This window comes from Synechococcus sp. RC10B2 (assembly GCF_047502635.1).
In genome coordinates, this window is record NZ_JANSHO010000041.1 from 35,687 (window position 1) to 50,866 (window position 15,180).

Genomic DNA, 15,180 nt, shown 5'->3' on the forward strand with positions numbered 1-15,180 from the left:
TAGGCGGCGTCAATACTCGCGGTACTGCATTTGAAACAGCAGCGGCGCGACGCCGTGCGCGTGCAGCCCGCTTATGGGGCGGAAGTAGACCGCGTCCTCGCCTTCCAGGTAGCCAAACAGCGCGTCCCACGAGTGGCGCAGCAACGCCTCCTCGTGTGGGAAATGCTTAGGAATTGCAGGCGTGACGCCTGCGACTATCGCGCCAAGCAGTTCCGCCTCGGCTTGCGCCCACTGCTCCGCCTCTGCAATCAGTCGGAGGCAGAGGGGTCGCGTCAGCACTGCCAGCGGCACAAGCTGTCCCTGCGCGTCCGCCAGCCACGCTTGCCCGTCCTGCCACGCGATGGCGTGATAGCGCACCAGGCAGGGCATCTCGCGCGGGGCGAACGGGTCGAGCCGCTGCTGGAGGTAGCGTTCCAGCAGGGGCTGCCACTCGGTCTGGGCGTGCTGGAGCGCCTGCGCCGTTAGTGCGTCGCGCAGCTCGCTCAGCGGCTGCGCGTCGTAAATCTTGATGCGCTTCGGCGCATAGCCGGGGTAGACCCCCACGCGCGTCGCCAGAAACGGCTCGGCACGACGCGGTTTGAACGCCTGCGCCTCACGATTGCCCAAGCGCAGCGGGACAATCTTAATCTCGCGCAGCAACTCGCCCGAATCGAGGTCAAGCAGCGTGCTGATGTCCAGTCGGAAGCCCGTCGCCAGCTCGATGTTCTCGTAGGCAAGCTCCATCAGGCGCAGGTTCTCGCGGATGGCGAAGTCCTTGTCGCGCCAAGTGCGCCCAAGCATCTCTTCCAGTTGCTCTTCGGGCAGGGGGCGTCGCTCAGCGAAATGCTCCTCGATGGCGCGCGCCGTGACCCACAAGTCCAGAAAGGCGCGGGTGTAGTCCTGCTCGGAAGGGGGATTCTCGCGCGCGGCTTCGATCAGGCGCACGAGGGTCTCGATGCGCTGTTGCAGGCGGCGGGTCTTGAGCGACTGCAGGTTTGCCGCGCTGTCGAGCAGTTGCTTGAGGAACGCTTCCTGCACGCCCGTTGCGCCGCGTTCGGCGAGTTCTTGGGCGAGGCGGAGCGTCTGTTCGAGGGCTTGCGTCTGCAGGTCGGCGCGTTCGGCAGTCGCTTTGGCGGCGCGTTTAGCCCCGCGCTTAGGCGCGGCAGGCGGGGTCTCCACCAGCGTCTGCTGCCCGTAGGCGAACCGTTCAGGCGACTGCGCCCACACAATCAGCACGGCAATCGCGTGCTTGCAGAACTTGCTGAAGCGTGCGGCGGGGCAGGTACATTTCGCGCTCGGCGCGCCGTCCTTGAACTCGATGCGCACCGTGTAGGGCTTGGAGCCTTGCACCTGCGCGTACAGCGTCGTGTCCGAGCGCGCCAAGTGCAGCAACTGGTCGCCTGCCGCGATCTGCTCGGCGTTGCGGTAGGTCGCCATATCGCACAGCGCGCGCACCTCGTCCAGCGTCATCGGCGTCATTCAGCGGCGCACCCCCTTCAGAATCTGCTCCATCAGTTCCAGCAGTTTGTTGGGCGTGGCGGCGACGGTCGGGATGTCGAGCGCAGCGACCTGTCGCGCCAGCGTCTTGTGGTACGCAGGCTTGCCGTCCTCCAGCGCGAGCAGGCACAGCACCTGCACCTTGCTCTCGCGCAGGGCGCGCAGGCGCGTCAGCAGCGCGGCTTCGTCGCCCCCCTCGTAAAGGTCGGTAATCAGCACGAAGATGCACTTTTCAGGGCGCTTGACCAGATTTGCGCCGTAGGCAACCGCTTGGGCAATATCCGTGCCCCCGCCCAACTGCAGGCTGAACAGCAACTCCACAGGGTCGCCGCTCAGGTACGGCGTCAAGTCCACGATGCTGGTGTCGAACACCACCAAGTGCGTCTCCAGCACCTGCAGCGAGGCGAAGATGCACGCCATCAGGCTCGCGTAAATCGCCGAGTTCGCCATGCTGCCGCTCTGGTCGACCAGAATGATAATCTGCCAGTCGCGGTAGCGCTTCTCGTTCGCCCAGAAGTAGAGTCGTTCGGGGATAATCGTCTTGCGTTCGGGCAGGTAGTTCTTGAGGTTGCTTTTGAGGGTGCGCCGCCAGTCGAGGTTGCGTGCGCTGCGGATGGGCGAGTAGCGGTTGCGTTGCAGCGCGCCGATAACGGTCTGCACGATTTGCGTCTCCAGTTTGCGGCGCAGCTCGTCGACCACTTGGCGGATGAGGTCGCGGGCGGTTTGTTTCACCTCGTCGGGGATTTGCTCCTTGAAGCTCAGGATGGTTGCGGCAAGGCGCACATCGGGTTGCAGGCGCGGCACGATTTCGGGCTGCAGCAGTAGCTCTGCCAGCCCCGTGCGCTCGAAGGCGTCGCGCTGCACCATCGCCAGCGTGGACTGGTTGAACAGCGCGCGCATCTGCTCCAGCCACTGGGGGACATACGGCGCGGAGTCGCCCGTGCCGCCGAAGCGTTCGTTGCTGTCGTACACGAAGCTCAGCGCGCGATCCAGCGCGGTCAGCCCCATCCCTGCGGGCAGGGCGCGTTGCAAGGGGGCGTCGCCCGATTCACTCGGCTCGCCCTTGCCCCCAAGGCGGAACGCGGGGTTCGCCTGCTCCGCGCGCCGTCCCAGAATCAGCCGCCAGCGCGTCAGCGCGTCGTCACGGGTGGACATGCGTCCAGAGTATACCTGCTATCGTTTTTGGCGCGCTCTATGCACGCTAAAGTTCACCTGCGGGGATAACGGAGGCGGCATCCAGCGATTTCGCCTCAGCATCCCAGCGCGCTAACACAATTTTCCTCTTGGCGCGTCGTGCAGGGGAGTCATAGACCAGAATATCTGTGCGACCAAAGACCTGAATAAGCTTACACAGAGGAGGCGAAACCCCAGCTGGCGACAACATCAGCCCAATAATCGGCTTGACCACTTTACAGTACCCAATCATTTGCGAAAGATGCCCCAAAGTGATCGGCTTGTTTTTGCACTCCACCAACACTAAAGCTACTTCAGTTGAAGAGGACACCACGCCCACAATGTCTGCTTGCACATCCCAAGTTTGGTACTCTTGGGGTAAGCGAGATTGTATCCCGATTGCTTGAATAACCTTGTTCAGGCGTTGAGTGGCACAGACTTGCGTATGAATCTGCCAACCGACATAGCGTTGTGTAAGATAGCTCTGAAGCCACTTAGCGATATCAGGATACATTTGGCTTTCTTTGGCGTATTTCAAGACTCCGCTACCTCCTGTTCCACATCCTCTTGATAGCTATCATCCTGCTGTTGGAGTCGCTTCGGGCAGCCCAACGCACGGCATATTTGCCAGTAAGCATCGAAGTGTTCGCCACGCAGAGCGTCTGGTAGACGCTCATCATTTTCACGCTCATCTGGGGACTTTGTCTGGCGGATAGCACGCTCTCCAGGGCAGAAATTGTACCTTGACTTGCCAGAGTTCTGCTCATCTAAGCGCGCAAGTTCCTCAAGTACCTGCTGCTTATGCCGAAAACTGAACCCTATCTTCAGAAAGGGTACAACAAATATATTGATTTGGTGTTCGCGGAAGTCGCGCCCCAAGTTTGGGTGCCCCCAGGTAATCAGTTGGACAGGTACTTGGAGATAGTCTTGCAGGAGTTGGCAAATCTGCACAGGCAGTTCCCAGTTATCCTTGTAGTTGAGAACATCCAGACGCACGCGATTTCTTCCATCCACATACCGATTCGCTTTGCGCACATTCCCTGCCACATCTGCAAATCCGCGCACGAACTCGCGGCGCCACTCTGAGGGAGTTTGCGGCTCGAGGAGAATTGGAGGAACTCTAAACGCGCCGAAATGCACTGCATCCCCGAGAATCATGCGAAGATTGCGCCAAATCATGTTGGGGCGCATAAAGCGCACCAGCAGACGGTGGCTCTCCTGACTGCTGATTATGTCCACATCCGTCTCGAGCAGGTTGCGCAGGCGGGACGCGATGTCCACGAGTCCCAGTTTCGTCTCTACTGACTGGTCGAAAGCTGTGTTCACTCCCTCTACAGTGAGCGCTGAAGTGGGGAATTCTATGATGATTCGGCGGTCGTCGCCCTGTTCGATGAGTTGTCCTCGGGCGACAATCAGCCCGACGAAGTAGGCAACATCGGCGTCAAAGTAGTCCATCTCTACTTCCCTTCCGCCTTCTGTAGTATGAGAATGAATTCGTGAACCTTATTCACGCGAAACACAGCGGGATAGCCTAACGGACGCAGGTTGTTATACTCATGACGACGATCCCAGATAATCAGGTCGTCGTAAACGAAGCCGATTTCCTCAAGGCTGCTTGCTAAATCGCTGTGGAACGGGTAGAACCGATTCTTCTTGCGAATATCCATGACGACCACACAGCAGTAAGCGCCAGGTTTCATCACAGCGTGAACTTTTCGGAAGATTGCTTGCAGCGCGCCGAGAAACTGGTGATAATCGCGAATCTTGCCCAAGTCTTTCTCTTCGTCGCCGTAGTGGCGTATCGGTTTGTAGTCCGCCGTGCGTTTCTCAAGCAGGATGTCCCAATAAGGCGGCGAGGTAACGACAAGATCGACGCTCTCAGGGGCGACCAGTTGGTCAATATCATTCGCGTCGGCTACATAGACGCGGCTCGTTGCGGCGCACGAATCGTCTGCCCACTCCTGTTCAAGGGTGAGGGTGTTCAGGCGTTGCTCTGCAATTTGCGCGTATTCAGGGTTGAGTTCAATACCGATGCCGTGCCTGCCCAGTCGTTTCGCTGCCAGCAGCGTGCTGCCCACTCCCATAAACGGATCCAGTACGGTCATTCCCCTGCGTGTGAAGCACTCGATGAGGCGCGCGGGCAGCGCCATCGGGAACATCGCAGGGTGCTTCAGCGCAGCCTCTTCTGCGTTCTTGCGCAGATCGCTCCAGATGGAGATGGAATAGCGCGTCCAAGTCGCCCCGTCGAGGTCGTTCGCGCGTTTTGTTGTGTACAACGCGGACGCCTCCGCCGCCTGCTCTGCATACAGCGGCTCAAGGTCCGTGGGCACAAGCGTCTCCTCCAGAGTATACTGGGAGTCTTGCATGAGGCTCATTATACCTGCACACGGAGGGATGTCGGCTTCTGAAAGTGGAAAACTCAACTCCATAAATACTCGGCGAACATCGGTTAGCATTTTACACCTGCGCCACATCGTTGGGCAGCAGGATGTGCAGCCGAATGTCGCGGCTGCCCAGCATGCGCTCGTGTTGGCGCGGCTTTTGGCGCACACGCGCCACCACCACCTGCGCGCGATAGGCGGTGAGTTTGCCCTTCTGCACCAGCGCCCACGCATCCTCGTCGACGCCGATGCCGACAAGACTCGGATGCTCCAGCAGGGCGCACAGCAGGCGCGGCAGCCGCTGCCGCTTGAGGAAGTGCTGGTCGACGAGGGCGTTCGGCAGTACGCCAATCGCGGGCGCGGTGGGGCTTGCGCCGACTTTGAGGTCGCCGTCGGGCGAGTGGTCGCCTGTGGGCATGCGTGCGCCCATCAGCGACGCGCCTGCGCTCGTGCCGCCCACCACCCCGCCCCGCGCCACGACGCCCCGAATCGCTTCCAGCAACGCCGCCGAACCGCCCAACCGCTCCATGAATCGGTTCTGGTCGCCGCCGGGGATCCAAACGCCCCGCGCCGACTGTACCAGCGCGATAAGTTCGCCCGCGTCCAGCGTGTCGGGCGCGACGCCATTCTGTGCGCCGTTCTCGGTGAAAAACGCGACAGTTCGCTGCCCGCCCCGCGCGACATCCGCCTGCGTATGCGCCAAGATGACAATCCGCGCGTTCGCGCCGCCCGCCAGCCGCAGCATCGTCTGGGGCACTTCGGGCGGTGTGCTGCCCCCGCCCGCCAAGATGACCGCGCCGCTCATAGCCACTCCAGCAACGGGCGCAGGTCGCGCAGGTCGGGCACGCCGCTCTGGGGGTCGGGGTGCGGCTCGCCCTCGCGGTTCACCCACGCGGCGCGCCAGCCCACATTCAGCGCGCCCTGCACATCGTGCGCCCACGAGTTGCCCACAAACAGAATCTGCTCGCTGGGCAGCCCCAGTTCGCGCTGCACCCCTTCGAAAATCGGCGCGTGCGGCTTACCAACGCCTACCTCGCCCTCAATCGCAACGATATCGAACAGCCCCTCCAGCCCCAGCACCTGCAACTCGCGCCGCTGCTCGTAGGCGGGACCGTTCGTGATGACGAACAACGGGTAGCGTTCCCGCAGCCCGTGCAGCACTTCCAGCGTCTCCTCGTGCAGGTGCAGCATCTGCTCGCGCAGGGCGGCGTACTCGCTGCTGATGCGCTCCGCCAGCCCGTCGGCGTCGAGGTTCAGGCTTCGTAGCAGGCGGCGGAAGGTCTCCGTGCGCGTCGCGCGACCCTCCCGCAGGTACAGCGGATACCACCGCTCCGTGTGCAGTTCTTCCAGCACGCTGTGAAACGCTCGCTTGTAGTGCTGATCCAGCGTCTCGATGGGTAGTCCCGTTTGGGGCGCGAGGTAGCGCTCCATCATCGCCCGACGCGCCTGCACGGCGACAGGCATATAGACGCACAGCGTGTCGTCCAAGTCGAAGCCGACTGCTCGCACCTGACCGAAGGGCGTCTCTCTCATGGCGATAGCACCCGCGCGAGGGGCGTCTGCCCGCCGTAGACCTGCGCGCCCGTGTGCGTGAGAATCTCCACCGCCCGCGAGAAGATTACAAGGTCTACCTGACTGCCGCGCTCAATAAACGAGAGTTTCTGCGCGGGCTTGACGCACTGCCCCTCCTGCACATAGGTCGTGATTTTGTTGACGAACTTGTCGGCGATTTCCACCAGCGCGACGCGCACCTGCTCGCCTTCGATAAAAATCGTCTGCCGCTCGTTCTGCAGGTGATACCGCTTGCCCAGCAGGTCAACCGCGCGGCGCAGCCACGCCATGCTCACATACTCCCACAAGTCCACCATCGGCAGGTTGGCGCGGGCGGGCGTGTAGACGATGCGCCGTACCGTGCCTGCAATGGGCGCGTAGTTGTAATGCACATCGAGCGGGCTCATGTAGACGCCAATTAGCCAGCCTTCGGGCGCGACGCCTTCCCAGTCGGCGCGGGTGATTTCGATGATGGGGATGGCGCGCCCCAGTTTCTCGGCGAAGACCGTGCCGTCCGCGCTGACGGGGCGGATGTAGACCACCTTGCCGTCGCACGGCGCGAGAATCAGGTTCGGGTCGGGCGGCGGGATGCGCAACGGGTCGCGGTAGAACCACACCTTGCGCAAAAACCAGTTCGCGCCTGCGACCGCCGCGCCGACGCCCGCTGCCACTTTCAGCCACGCAGGGATACGCACGCGGTATAGTGTACCCGTTGTGCCCTGCCCTCAACTTTCCGCAAGGTACGCCGCCATCGTCTTGGGAGGCGGGTTGCCCTCTCCCCCTTCGCAATTGGGGAGATGGCTGGGGCAATCGAAGTTAGCGTGTGCGTCGGCGCAGTCTGAGCAGTCCTGTTAGCCCTGCGCCCAACGCCAGCAGGCTCGCAGGTTCGGGTACCGTGTCCAGCAGGAAAGCCTCGATGCGCCCTGTAGCCGCATTATAGCCACATCCTACAATATAGCGTCCATCAGGAGAGATGTCATACGCCTCAAGGAGATACGAGCCATTAGTTAGTAAGCTGGCATAGGTGATTTCGAGGTCTTCCATCCCGCCTGTCGATGTCCAGCGAAAGGCACGCCTCCGCTCAGTAGCATCTCGGCTCCAGCCAACCACAACGGTTCCGTCGGCAGAAATGCCATCTGCGACACTCTCATAGCCGCCCAGCGTACCGAGGTCTTGCATCACGCCGTCCGCCCACCGAAAGGCGCGAAATTGCTCCTCATCTATGTAACTCCAGCCTACTATTACAGATCCATTGGCGGAAACATCTTTGGCTGCACTTGCGAGACCACCCAGCGTGCCGAGGTCTTGTATCACACCATTCGCCCAACGAACCGCTCGTTTCCACCCCTCAAAGTTTTCAGACCAGCCTACCACCACCGAGCCATCCGCAGAAACGCCAAAAGCATCGCCGTTATAACCGCCTTGCAGGGTACCGAGATCGTGCATCACACCACTCTCCCAGCGAAAGGGGCGTCCATAGCCTTCAGTGTTAGCAGACATCCCGACCACTACATTTCCATCGGCGGAAACACCGAAAGCGAAGACCACAGCCCCTCCCAGTGAGCCAAGGTCTTGCATCACGCCATCTTCCCAACGATAGGCGCGCCAAGTGTATGAGGCGTTCGTAGCTGAACCGACCACCACACGCCCGTCGGCGGAGACGCCAAAAGCACTACTCCAACGACCACCCAGTGAGCCAAGATCGTGCATCACACCATTCTCCCAGCGAAAGGCGCGTCGCAGCCTTGCGCCGAATTGACCGAGATTTTCAGATGTGTCAGATGTACCGACCACTACACGCCCATCGGCGGAGACACTTCGAGCCCAGCCTTGATTGCCACCGAGCGTGCCAAGCCAAGTCAGGGACTGCGACCAGCCTGTGGTCGCAAGCAACAGCACAAGCGCAGCGCTCATAAGCGCCTGCATCCGAATCTGCGTACCTCGTCGCATCATTCACCTCCTTTCGCCCTGCGCGCGGTTTCAAGGCGAGGAGATGCTCTAATTATACCACATTTTCGGGGGAGTGTGAAAGACCGCGCTCGCCTGTGAACAGGAACCCACCCCCGTGCGTCGAACCCTGTCAGTGATGAAACCGAGCCTTGTGTTCTGCATCGGGCTGCTGGCGGTCGTTGCGGCATATGCGCAGGAGTCGCTGAGACTTGAAGACGCGCTGCGTTTGGCGTTGCAGAACAACGGGCTGGCGCTCGCCGCGCTCGCCGAGATCGACGCCGCCGACGCCCGCCTCGCCGCCGCACGCGCGAATCTGTACCCCAGCATTGACATCAGCAGCAGCACGACCCGCACACGCATCGAGGGTGGAGGCGCAATCGCCGACACGACCCAGCGCCAGAACGGCTTCGGGCTGGAGTGGCTGCTGCTGGACAACGGGCAACGCGAGTTGCGCATCCGCCAGAGTTCGCGCACGGTGGAAGCCACGCGCCAAAGCACGCGCGAGACCCTGCGCCGCGTGCTGTTCCAGACCGCGCGCGCCTACTACGAGGTACTGCGCCGCAAGGAGCTGCTGCAGGTTGCCGACGCCGCTGTGCGCCGCGCCGAGACGCTGCTGGAGGTCGCCAAAGCGCAGGCAGAGGTCGGCGCCGCGCCCCAAAAAGATGTGCTACAATCGGAGGCTGACCTCGCCAACGCCCGCGTGCAGCAGATTCAGGCGCGCAACGCCCTGCGCCTGGCGGAGACCGACCTGAAGCGACTCATCGGCTGGGAGGCGCAGAAGCCCCTGCCCGAACTGACCGCGCCCGACGCCCCGCCCAGCCCCGACCCCGCGCTCAGCGTCGAGCAACTCTGGCAGCGCGCCCGCCTGCGGCGCCCCGACCTGCGCGACGCCGAACTGCGCCTGCAAATCAGCCGTCTTGGGCTGGACGCCGCACGCCTGAACAGCCTGCTGCGCCTGCAGATTAGCGCGCGCGGCTTCCGCGAGTACGAGCCGAACAGTCGCACGCAGGGGAGCCTGAGCATCGTCGCTTCGTACCCGCTGTTCGACGGCGGGCTGACCCGCGCGAGCCTGCGCGAGGCGGAGGCGAGCCTGCAGAGCGCACAGTTCCGCCTGCAGCAAGCCGAGCGCGACGCCTACGCCGAAGTGGAGAGCGCGCTGCTGAGCATACGCGAGGCGTTCGAGCGGCTGGAGGCGTCCAAAATCGCCGTCGCCGCCGCACAACGCAACTTCGACGCGGCGCAAGAATCGCTGCGCGAGGGGGTCGGCACGATTGTGGAGGTGCTGACGGCGCAGCTCGCGCTGATTACCGCCGAGACGAACCTCGTGCAGGCGACCTACGACGCCGCCGTCGCCGAACTGCAACTGCGTGTCGCTACAGGCGAACGGCTGCCCGAAGAGCCATAACGGGGAACCCTGCGGGGATGGTGTGCTGTCAAAAACTTGGTGTATAATAACGATTGAAGGAGGCGCACTGATGAGACGATTGCTAATTGTGGCAGGCGTGCTGACGACGCTGGTGGGTCAACTGTCCGCACAGAACAACTCGTGGAAACCGCTTGGCGGGTGGCAACTCATCGAGCGACTGGACGATGTGCAGATTGTGAAGGTGCTTCGCAAAGGCGACCTTACGCCCGCGATTTTTCCGCCTAAGCCGACTTGGCAGCCCGACGCGGGCGACTTTTTCCCCGCTTCGGATGTGCTGCTGTACCGACGCATGCCCGCATCCACTGGGCAACAGCAGTACTACGCCTACGAAAGCTATAACATCGTGCTGGACGATGCGAACATTCGGCGTATGTTCGACCCTGCGGGTGTGGGGCGGTTCCGCATCGGGCGCGTGGAGATTGCGGTCTATTTCCCGTTCGCTGGCTACTACACTATTCAGGGCTTCTGGACAGGCTCTGATGATGACCTACCGCCCTACCCCACAAGCGATCCGCCGAATACCTTTTTGCGCAGCAATCAGGGACCGCACACCCTGTATGTGCCGCAGGCGGGCGTGTGGCGACTTGCCACGAACGCCGATCCGTTCAACGAAGTGTTCACTGTGCAGTGTGGCGTGCTGGATCAGTCGCTTGACCCTCAGCAGCGGTTCAACTGTTATGTGGGGATTTATGTGGAGCCGCCTGGCGCGTGGGTGTGTGGCGCTCTGCCTGGCACGGACTTGAACTTGGACTACTTTATTGAATATTCTGCCAGCGGCTACGAAGCCTATCAGCTGCAGGGGGGCGTCCCTGCGACCTTTGCGCTGCAGTTAGGCGGCAACGCGACGCCTTCGCTGTACGGCAGGATCACGATTTCGGGCTACACAGGCAGCTTGGAAGGCAAAACTGCCACCATCCGCGTGAAGCAGGGAACCCAGACTCGCACTTACACAGCGACGCTTGCCGCGAATGGGCAGTACGCCGTGCCCATCGATCTGTCGGGCAACATTGAGGTGCTGGCGCAGGTCGCACCTGGGCTGGCGCGGAAGGTCAGCCTCAGCAATGTGTCGGGACCCGTGCAGCAGAACTTCCTTGATCTCACCAACGGCGATGTGAACGGCGATAATGTGGTCGACGACGCCGACCTGTTGCAGGTGCTGTTCAACTTCGGCGGTTCCGACTCCGCCAGCGATGTGAACGGCGACAGCACGGTTGACGACGCCGACCTCCTGATTGTGCTGTTCAACTTCGGCAGTGTCGGCGACCGATTCTAACGCGCGGCGGGTCTACGCGCTGGTGCGCCAGATTCCGCAGGGCAAGGTGATGAGCTACGGGCAGGCGGCGCGCGCCTGCCCGCCGCTCACCCCCCGCCAAGTGGGACGCCTGATGGCTCGCGCGCTGGAGGACGACATCCCGTGGTGGCGCGTGGTCGGCAGCGACGGCAGCCTGCGCATCCACAAGCGCGACCCTATGCTTGCCCAACTCCAGAAATCGCTCCTGCAGCAGGAGGGCGTGCCCTTCACTCCCGATGGGCGCGTACCCATGACCCCAGACTATGTCGCCGAGCCTGCAACCTTCGAGGTACAATTGCGGTAGTATCATGGTGAGGAGGTCTTATCCGAATGGCACGCCGTTATGACGACGAGTTCGAATTGCCCGAGACGCAAATCCGCGCTCTGGCGATTCTGGAAGAGATTATGCGTATCGCGCCTCGCGACGACCTGCGCCTGCGACAAATGCTCCGCCTGCTGCAACATCAACTGGAAGTCGACGAGCAGCAGATGCAGGAAGCGATGCAGGCGATTCAGGAATACGAGGAGGCGTATCAGAAACTGACCAGCCCCGCGAACCGCATCGGCGTCTTTCTGAACCAGCCTGATGAGGGTGTCGCGGTGATCGCGCTGGGCGACAGCGAATACTATGCCAACATCGACCCCAAGTTAGAGAACCCCGACTTCAAAGTGGGCACGCGCGTGAAGGTCAACGAAGCGTTTGCCGTCATCGGCGACTTGGGCTATCACCCTGCGGGACCGATTGTGAAGGTGCAAGAGGTGCTGGAGGGGGATCGCCTGCGCGTCGGGTCGGACCCGCAAGGGATGACCTCGCGCATCGTGTTCCGCTCCACGGACCTGTCGGAAGTGCTGATTAAGCCCGGCGACGAAGTGCGCCTCGAACCGAACTACAAAGTCGCCATCGAACACATTCCCCACCAAGAGGTGCGCGACTACTACTTCGAAGAGGTACCCCCCATCGAGTGGAGCCAAATCGGCGGGCAGGAGGAGGCGATTCGGCTCATCCGCGAGACCATCGAGTTGCCTCTGCTGCACCCCGAAGTGTTCCAGCGGTTCGAAAAGCAGCCGCTCAAGGGCATCCTGCTCTACGGACCGCCGGGCTGCGGCAAGACGCTCATTGGCAAGGCGACCGCCTACAACCTCACGCGCCAGTATTCTGAACGGATGGGCAAGCCCGTGAAGGAATACTTCATGTATATCAGCGGTCCCAAGATTCTGAACATGTGGCTGGGCGAGACGGAGCGGATGGTGCGCGAAATCTTCTCGATTGCCCGCGAAAAAGCGCGCGAGGGCTACCTCGTGTTCATCTTCATCGACGAGGCGGAGTCGATCCTGCGCACGCGCAGTTCGGGCAGGTGGCTCAACATCTCCAACACGGTCGTGCCCCAGTTCTGCGCCGAGATGGACGGGCTGGTGAGCCTGGAGAATGTGGTGGTGATGCTCACTTCCAACCGCCCCGACTATATCGACCCCGCCATACTGCGTCCAGGGCGCATCGACCGCAAGGTGAAGGTGCGCCGCCCTGACCGCGACGCTACGCGCGAGATTTTCGGGATTTACCTCACGCCGACTCTGCCGCTGGATCCCGACTTCGTGCGCGAGTACGATACGCCCGCCGAAGCGCGCGAGTGCCTGATTGAGCAGACGGTGCAGTACCTCTGGCGCAAGGCGCCCGACACCGAGTTCCTGCAGGTGTATCTGCGCAACGGTGGCGTCGAGACGCTCTACTGGCGCGATATGGTCAGCGGCGCGCTCATCAAGTCGGTCGTCGATCGCGCGAAAGAGCTTGCCATCCGCCGCGCCATCGAAGAGCCAAGCGTCGAACACGGCATCCGTACTGACGACCTCAAACGCGCCATCGAGATGGAGTACCGCGAGAACGAAATCTTCCCCAAGTCGGATGTGATGGAGGACTGGCTCAAGCTCATCGACTACGAGCCAGAGTATGTCGCCAGCGTCAAGCCCATCCGTCCAGGCGCGACGGGCGAAGATTTGCGGCGCACGGTAATCTAAGCCGTTGCCTGTCATGGTATACTCTCCCGCGACGGAGAGAGACCATGGCTGGATATGCCCCTGAGTTGATTGCCGCGCTCCAGGCGAAAGCGAACCTTCTGCGCATCCACTCGATTCGCATGACCACCCGCGCGGGGTCGGGACACCCAACGACCTGTATGTCGGCGGCGGACTTGGTCGCAGGGCTGTTTTTCTACGCGCTGCGGGCGGATGTTGCGAACCCGCGCCACCCGCTGAATGATCGTGTGATTTTCTCCAAGGGGCACGCCGCGCCACTGTTGTACGCAGTATGGGCAGAGGCAGGCGCGTTCCCGATTGAGCATCTGGACACCCTGCGCGAGTTCACGAGCGATTTGGAGGGGCACCCGACGCCGCGTTTTCAGTGGTACGGCGCAGCCACAGGCTCGCTGGGGCAGGGGCTATCGATTGCGGCGGGGATGGCGCTCGCGCTCAAGCGGGACGGACTACCCCCGCGCGTCTACTGTCTGATGGGCGACGGCGAGACCGCCGAAGGCGCGGTGTGGGAAGCCGCCGCCTTCGCCAGCCACTACGGGCTGAACAACCTGATTGCGCTGGTGGACATCAACCGTCAGGGGCAGAGCCAGCCCACGATGCTTCAGCACGACCTGCAGACCTACCGCGCCCGCTTCGAGGCGTTCGGCTGGCAGACCGCTGTGATTGACGGGCACGACATGACGGCGGTTCTGGACGCGCTTGTGGCAGCGCAATCGGCGGAGCGACCGTTCGCGATACTGGCACGCACGCTCAAGGGCAAGGGCGCGTCCGCTGTGGAGGACAAGGAGGGCTGGCACGGCAAGCCGCTACCGCCCGACCTTGCAGAGCAGGCGATTGCGGAACTCACGCCGTCATCGGAGCGACTCGCGGCGGCGGCGCAACTGCGCGTGCTACCCCCCTACGACGCGCCGCTGCCCGAACCTGTCGCGCCCCAGACGCCCAGCCTGCCCACCTACACGCTGGGTCAGGAGGTCGCCACGCGCGAGGCATACGGCGACGCGCTGGTCGCGCTCGGCAACACCGACCCGCGAATCTATGCCCTTGACGGCGATGTGAAAAACTCCACCTTCTCCGAGAAGTTCCTCAAGGCGCATCCCGACCGCTTCGTGGAGTGCTTTATTGCCGAACAGAACATGGCGGGCGCGGCGGTTGGCGTCGCCGAGTGTGGCAAAATCCCCTTCGCCTCCAGTTTCGCCTGCTTCCTCACGCGCGCCTACGACTTTATCCGCATGGCGGCGATTGGCAGGGCGAATGTGAAGTTCTGCGGCTCGCACGCGGGCGTCTCCATCGGCGAGGACGGTCCGTCGCAGATGGGGCTGGAAGACCTCGCGATGTTCCGCACAATCCCCGACGCGGTGGTGCTGTACCCCAGCGATGCTGTCTCCACCGTGAAACTTGTGGCGGAGGCGGCACGATATCATGGCATCGCCTACATCCGCACTACGCGCCCCAAGACGCCCGTGATTTACCCCAACGACGAGGCGTTCCCCATCGGCGGGTGCAAAGTGGTGCGTCGGTCGGCTCACGATGTGGCGACCGTCGTCGGCGCGGGCATCACGCTGCACGAGGCGCTCAAGGCGCACCAAATCCTGCAGCAGGAGGGCATCGCCATCCGCGTGATTGACCTCTACAGCGTCAAGCCGATAGACGCCGAGACGCTCATCCGCTGCGCCCACGAGACGAACGGCGTGATTATCACGGTGGAAGACCACTATCCTGAAGGCGGTCTTGGCGAGGCGGTCGCGGCGGCGGTGAATGGGCACGGGGTGCGCGTCCATCGGCTGGCGGTGCGCGAGATCCCGCGCTCAGGCAAGCCCGACACGCTGCTGGAGGCGTATGGGATTAACGCCCGCGCGATTGTGGAGGCGGTACGCGCTGTGGCGCAAGGGGCGGCGTAAATAGGT

At 62.4% G+C, this 15,180-nt stretch carries 14 protein-coding genes and 1 pseudogene; 5 read left to right on the forward strand and 10 right to left on the reverse strand.

The genetic code is table 11. From position 1 onward, the window contains the following. Positions 1 to 9 precede the first annotated feature (9 nt). The 10 genes and pseudogenes from NW855_RS04875 to NW855_RS04920 form a co-directional block, all read right to left on the reverse strand. A complete protein-coding gene (locus tag NW855_RS04875; RefSeq protein WP_414508491.1) occupies positions 10 to 1,215 on the reverse strand; it encodes a hypothetical protein in 1,206 nt (401 codons plus the stop codon). Beyond that, a pseudogene (locus tag NW855_RS04880) lies at positions 1,216 to 1,458 on the reverse strand (SWIM zinc finger family protein); the annotation flags it as partial. Next, entirely contained in the window at positions 1,459 to 2,631 is a 1,173-nt protein-coding gene (locus NW855_RS04885) for a VWA domain-containing protein (RefSeq protein ID WP_414508448.1), read from the reverse strand. Between the two features lie 46 nt (positions 2,632 to 2,677). Continuing rightward, positions 2,678 to 3,187 carry a hypothetical protein gene (locus tag NW855_RS04890; protein ID WP_414508449.1) on the reverse strand — a complete coding sequence of 170 codons (510 nt, stop codon included), beginning with the start codon at positions 3,185 to 3,187 and terminating at the stop codon, positions 2,678 to 2,680. Then, entirely contained in the window at positions 3,184 to 4,104 is a 921-nt protein-coding gene (locus NW855_RS04895; RefSeq protein ID WP_414508450.1) for a hypothetical protein, read from the reverse strand. Before NW855_RS04895 ends, NW855_RS04890 begins: the two co-directional genes overlap by 4 nt. A gap of 2 nt (positions 4,105 to 4,106) precedes the next feature. Continuing rightward, on the reverse strand, positions 4,107 to 4,979 hold the full coding sequence (locus tag NW855_RS04900; protein ID WP_414508451.1) for a DNA methyltransferase: 873 nt from the start codon (positions 4,977 to 4,979) through the stop codon (positions 4,107 to 4,109). A gap of 127 nt (positions 4,980 to 5,106) precedes the next feature. Next, positions 5,107 to 5,835, reverse strand: a complete 729-nt coding sequence (locus tag NW855_RS04905; protein ID WP_414508452.1) for a cyanophycinase — start codon at positions 5,833 to 5,835, stop codon at positions 5,107 to 5,109. After that, positions 5,832 to 6,563 carry an HAD family hydrolase gene (locus tag NW855_RS04910; protein WP_414508453.1) on the reverse strand — a complete coding sequence of 244 codons (732 nt, stop codon included), beginning with the start codon at positions 6,561 to 6,563 and terminating at the stop codon, positions 5,832 to 5,834. The genes NW855_RS04905 and NW855_RS04910 overlap by 4 nt, the downstream gene beginning before the upstream one ends. After that, positions 6,560 to 7,276 carry a phosphatidylserine decarboxylase gene (locus NW855_RS04915; RefSeq protein WP_414508454.1) on the reverse strand — a complete coding sequence of 239 codons (717 nt, stop codon included), beginning with the start codon at positions 7,274 to 7,276 and terminating at the stop codon, positions 6,560 to 6,562. The genes NW855_RS04910 and NW855_RS04915 overlap by 4 nt, the downstream gene beginning before the upstream one ends. A gap of 121 nt (positions 7,277 to 7,397) precedes the next feature. Beyond that, positions 7,398 to 8,534, reverse strand: coding sequence for a PEP-CTERM sorting domain-containing protein (locus NW855_RS04920; RefSeq protein WP_414508455.1), 1,137 nt, complete (start codon positions 8,532 to 8,534; stop codon positions 7,398 to 7,400). 133 nt (positions 8,535 to 8,667) lie between these two features. Here NW855_RS04920 and NW855_RS04925 point away from each other — a divergent pair, with 133 nt between their 5' ends. The 5 genes from NW855_RS04925 to NW855_RS04945 all read left to right on the forward strand — a co-directional run bounded on the left by NW855_RS04925 (position 8,668) and on the right by NW855_RS04945 (position 15,174). Then, positions 8,668 to 9,936, forward strand: coding sequence for a TolC family protein (locus tag NW855_RS04925; protein WP_414508456.1), 1,269 nt, complete (start codon positions 8,668 to 8,670; stop codon positions 9,934 to 9,936). A 70-nt stretch (positions 9,937 to 10,006) separates the two neighbouring features. Continuing rightward, positions 10,007 to 11,230: a hypothetical protein gene (locus tag NW855_RS04930; protein ID WP_414508457.1), complete on the forward strand. Its 1,224-nt coding sequence runs from the start codon at positions 10,007 to 10,009 to the stop codon at positions 11,228 to 11,230. After that, positions 11,211 to 11,552, forward strand: a complete 342-nt coding sequence (locus NW855_RS04935) for an MGMT family protein (protein WP_414508458.1) — start codon at positions 11,211 to 11,213, stop codon at positions 11,550 to 11,552. The genes NW855_RS04930 and NW855_RS04935 overlap by 20 nt, the downstream gene beginning before the upstream one ends. 26 nt (positions 11,553 to 11,578) lie before the next feature. After that, positions 11,579 to 13,261, forward strand: coding sequence for an AAA family ATPase (locus NW855_RS04940; protein ID WP_414508459.1), 1,683 nt, complete (start codon positions 11,579 to 11,581; stop codon positions 13,259 to 13,261). A gap of 44 nt (positions 13,262 to 13,305) precedes the next feature. Then, positions 13,306 to 15,174, forward strand: a complete 1,869-nt coding sequence (locus NW855_RS04945) for a transketolase (RefSeq protein WP_414508460.1) — start codon at positions 13,306 to 13,308, stop codon at positions 15,172 to 15,174. The last annotated feature ends 6 nt before the right edge of the window (positions 15,175 to 15,180 follow it).

Excerpts from the sequence above, each read along its gene's own strand:
- NW855_RS04885 (WP_414508448.1), bottom strand. The coding sequence starts at position 2,631 with ATGTCCACCCGTGACGACGCGCTGACGCGCTGGCGGCTGATTCTGGGA.
- NW855_RS04895 (WP_414508450.1), bottom strand. The coding sequence starts at position 4,104 with ATGGACTACTTTGACGCCGATGTTGCCTACTTCGTCGGGCTGATTGTC.
- NW855_RS04905 (WP_414508452.1), bottom strand. The coding sequence starts at position 5,835 with ATGAGCGGCGCGGTCATCTTGGCGGGCGGGGGCAGCACACCGCCCGAA.
- NW855_RS04910 (WP_414508453.1), bottom strand. The coding sequence starts at position 6,563 with ATGAGAGAGACGCCCTTCGGTCAGGTGCGAGCAGTCGGCTTCGACTTG.
- NW855_RS04920 (WP_414508455.1), bottom strand. The coding sequence starts at position 8,534 with ATGATGCGACGAGGTACGCAGATTCGGATGCAGGCGCTTATGAGCGCT.
- NW855_RS04925 (WP_414508456.1), top strand. The coding sequence starts at position 8,668 with ATGAAACCGAGCCTTGTGTTCTGCATCGGGCTGCTGGCGGTCGTTGCG.
- NW855_RS04930 (WP_414508457.1), top strand. The coding sequence starts at position 10,007 with ATGAGACGATTGCTAATTGTGGCAGGCGTGCTGACGACGCTGGTGGGT.
- NW855_RS04940 (WP_414508459.1), top strand. The coding sequence starts at position 11,579 with ATGGCACGCCGTTATGACGACGAGTTCGAATTGCCCGAGACGCAAATC.
- NW855_RS04945 (WP_414508460.1), top strand. The coding sequence starts at position 13,306 with ATGGCTGGATATGCCCCTGAGTTGATTGCCGCGCTCCAGGCGAAAGCG.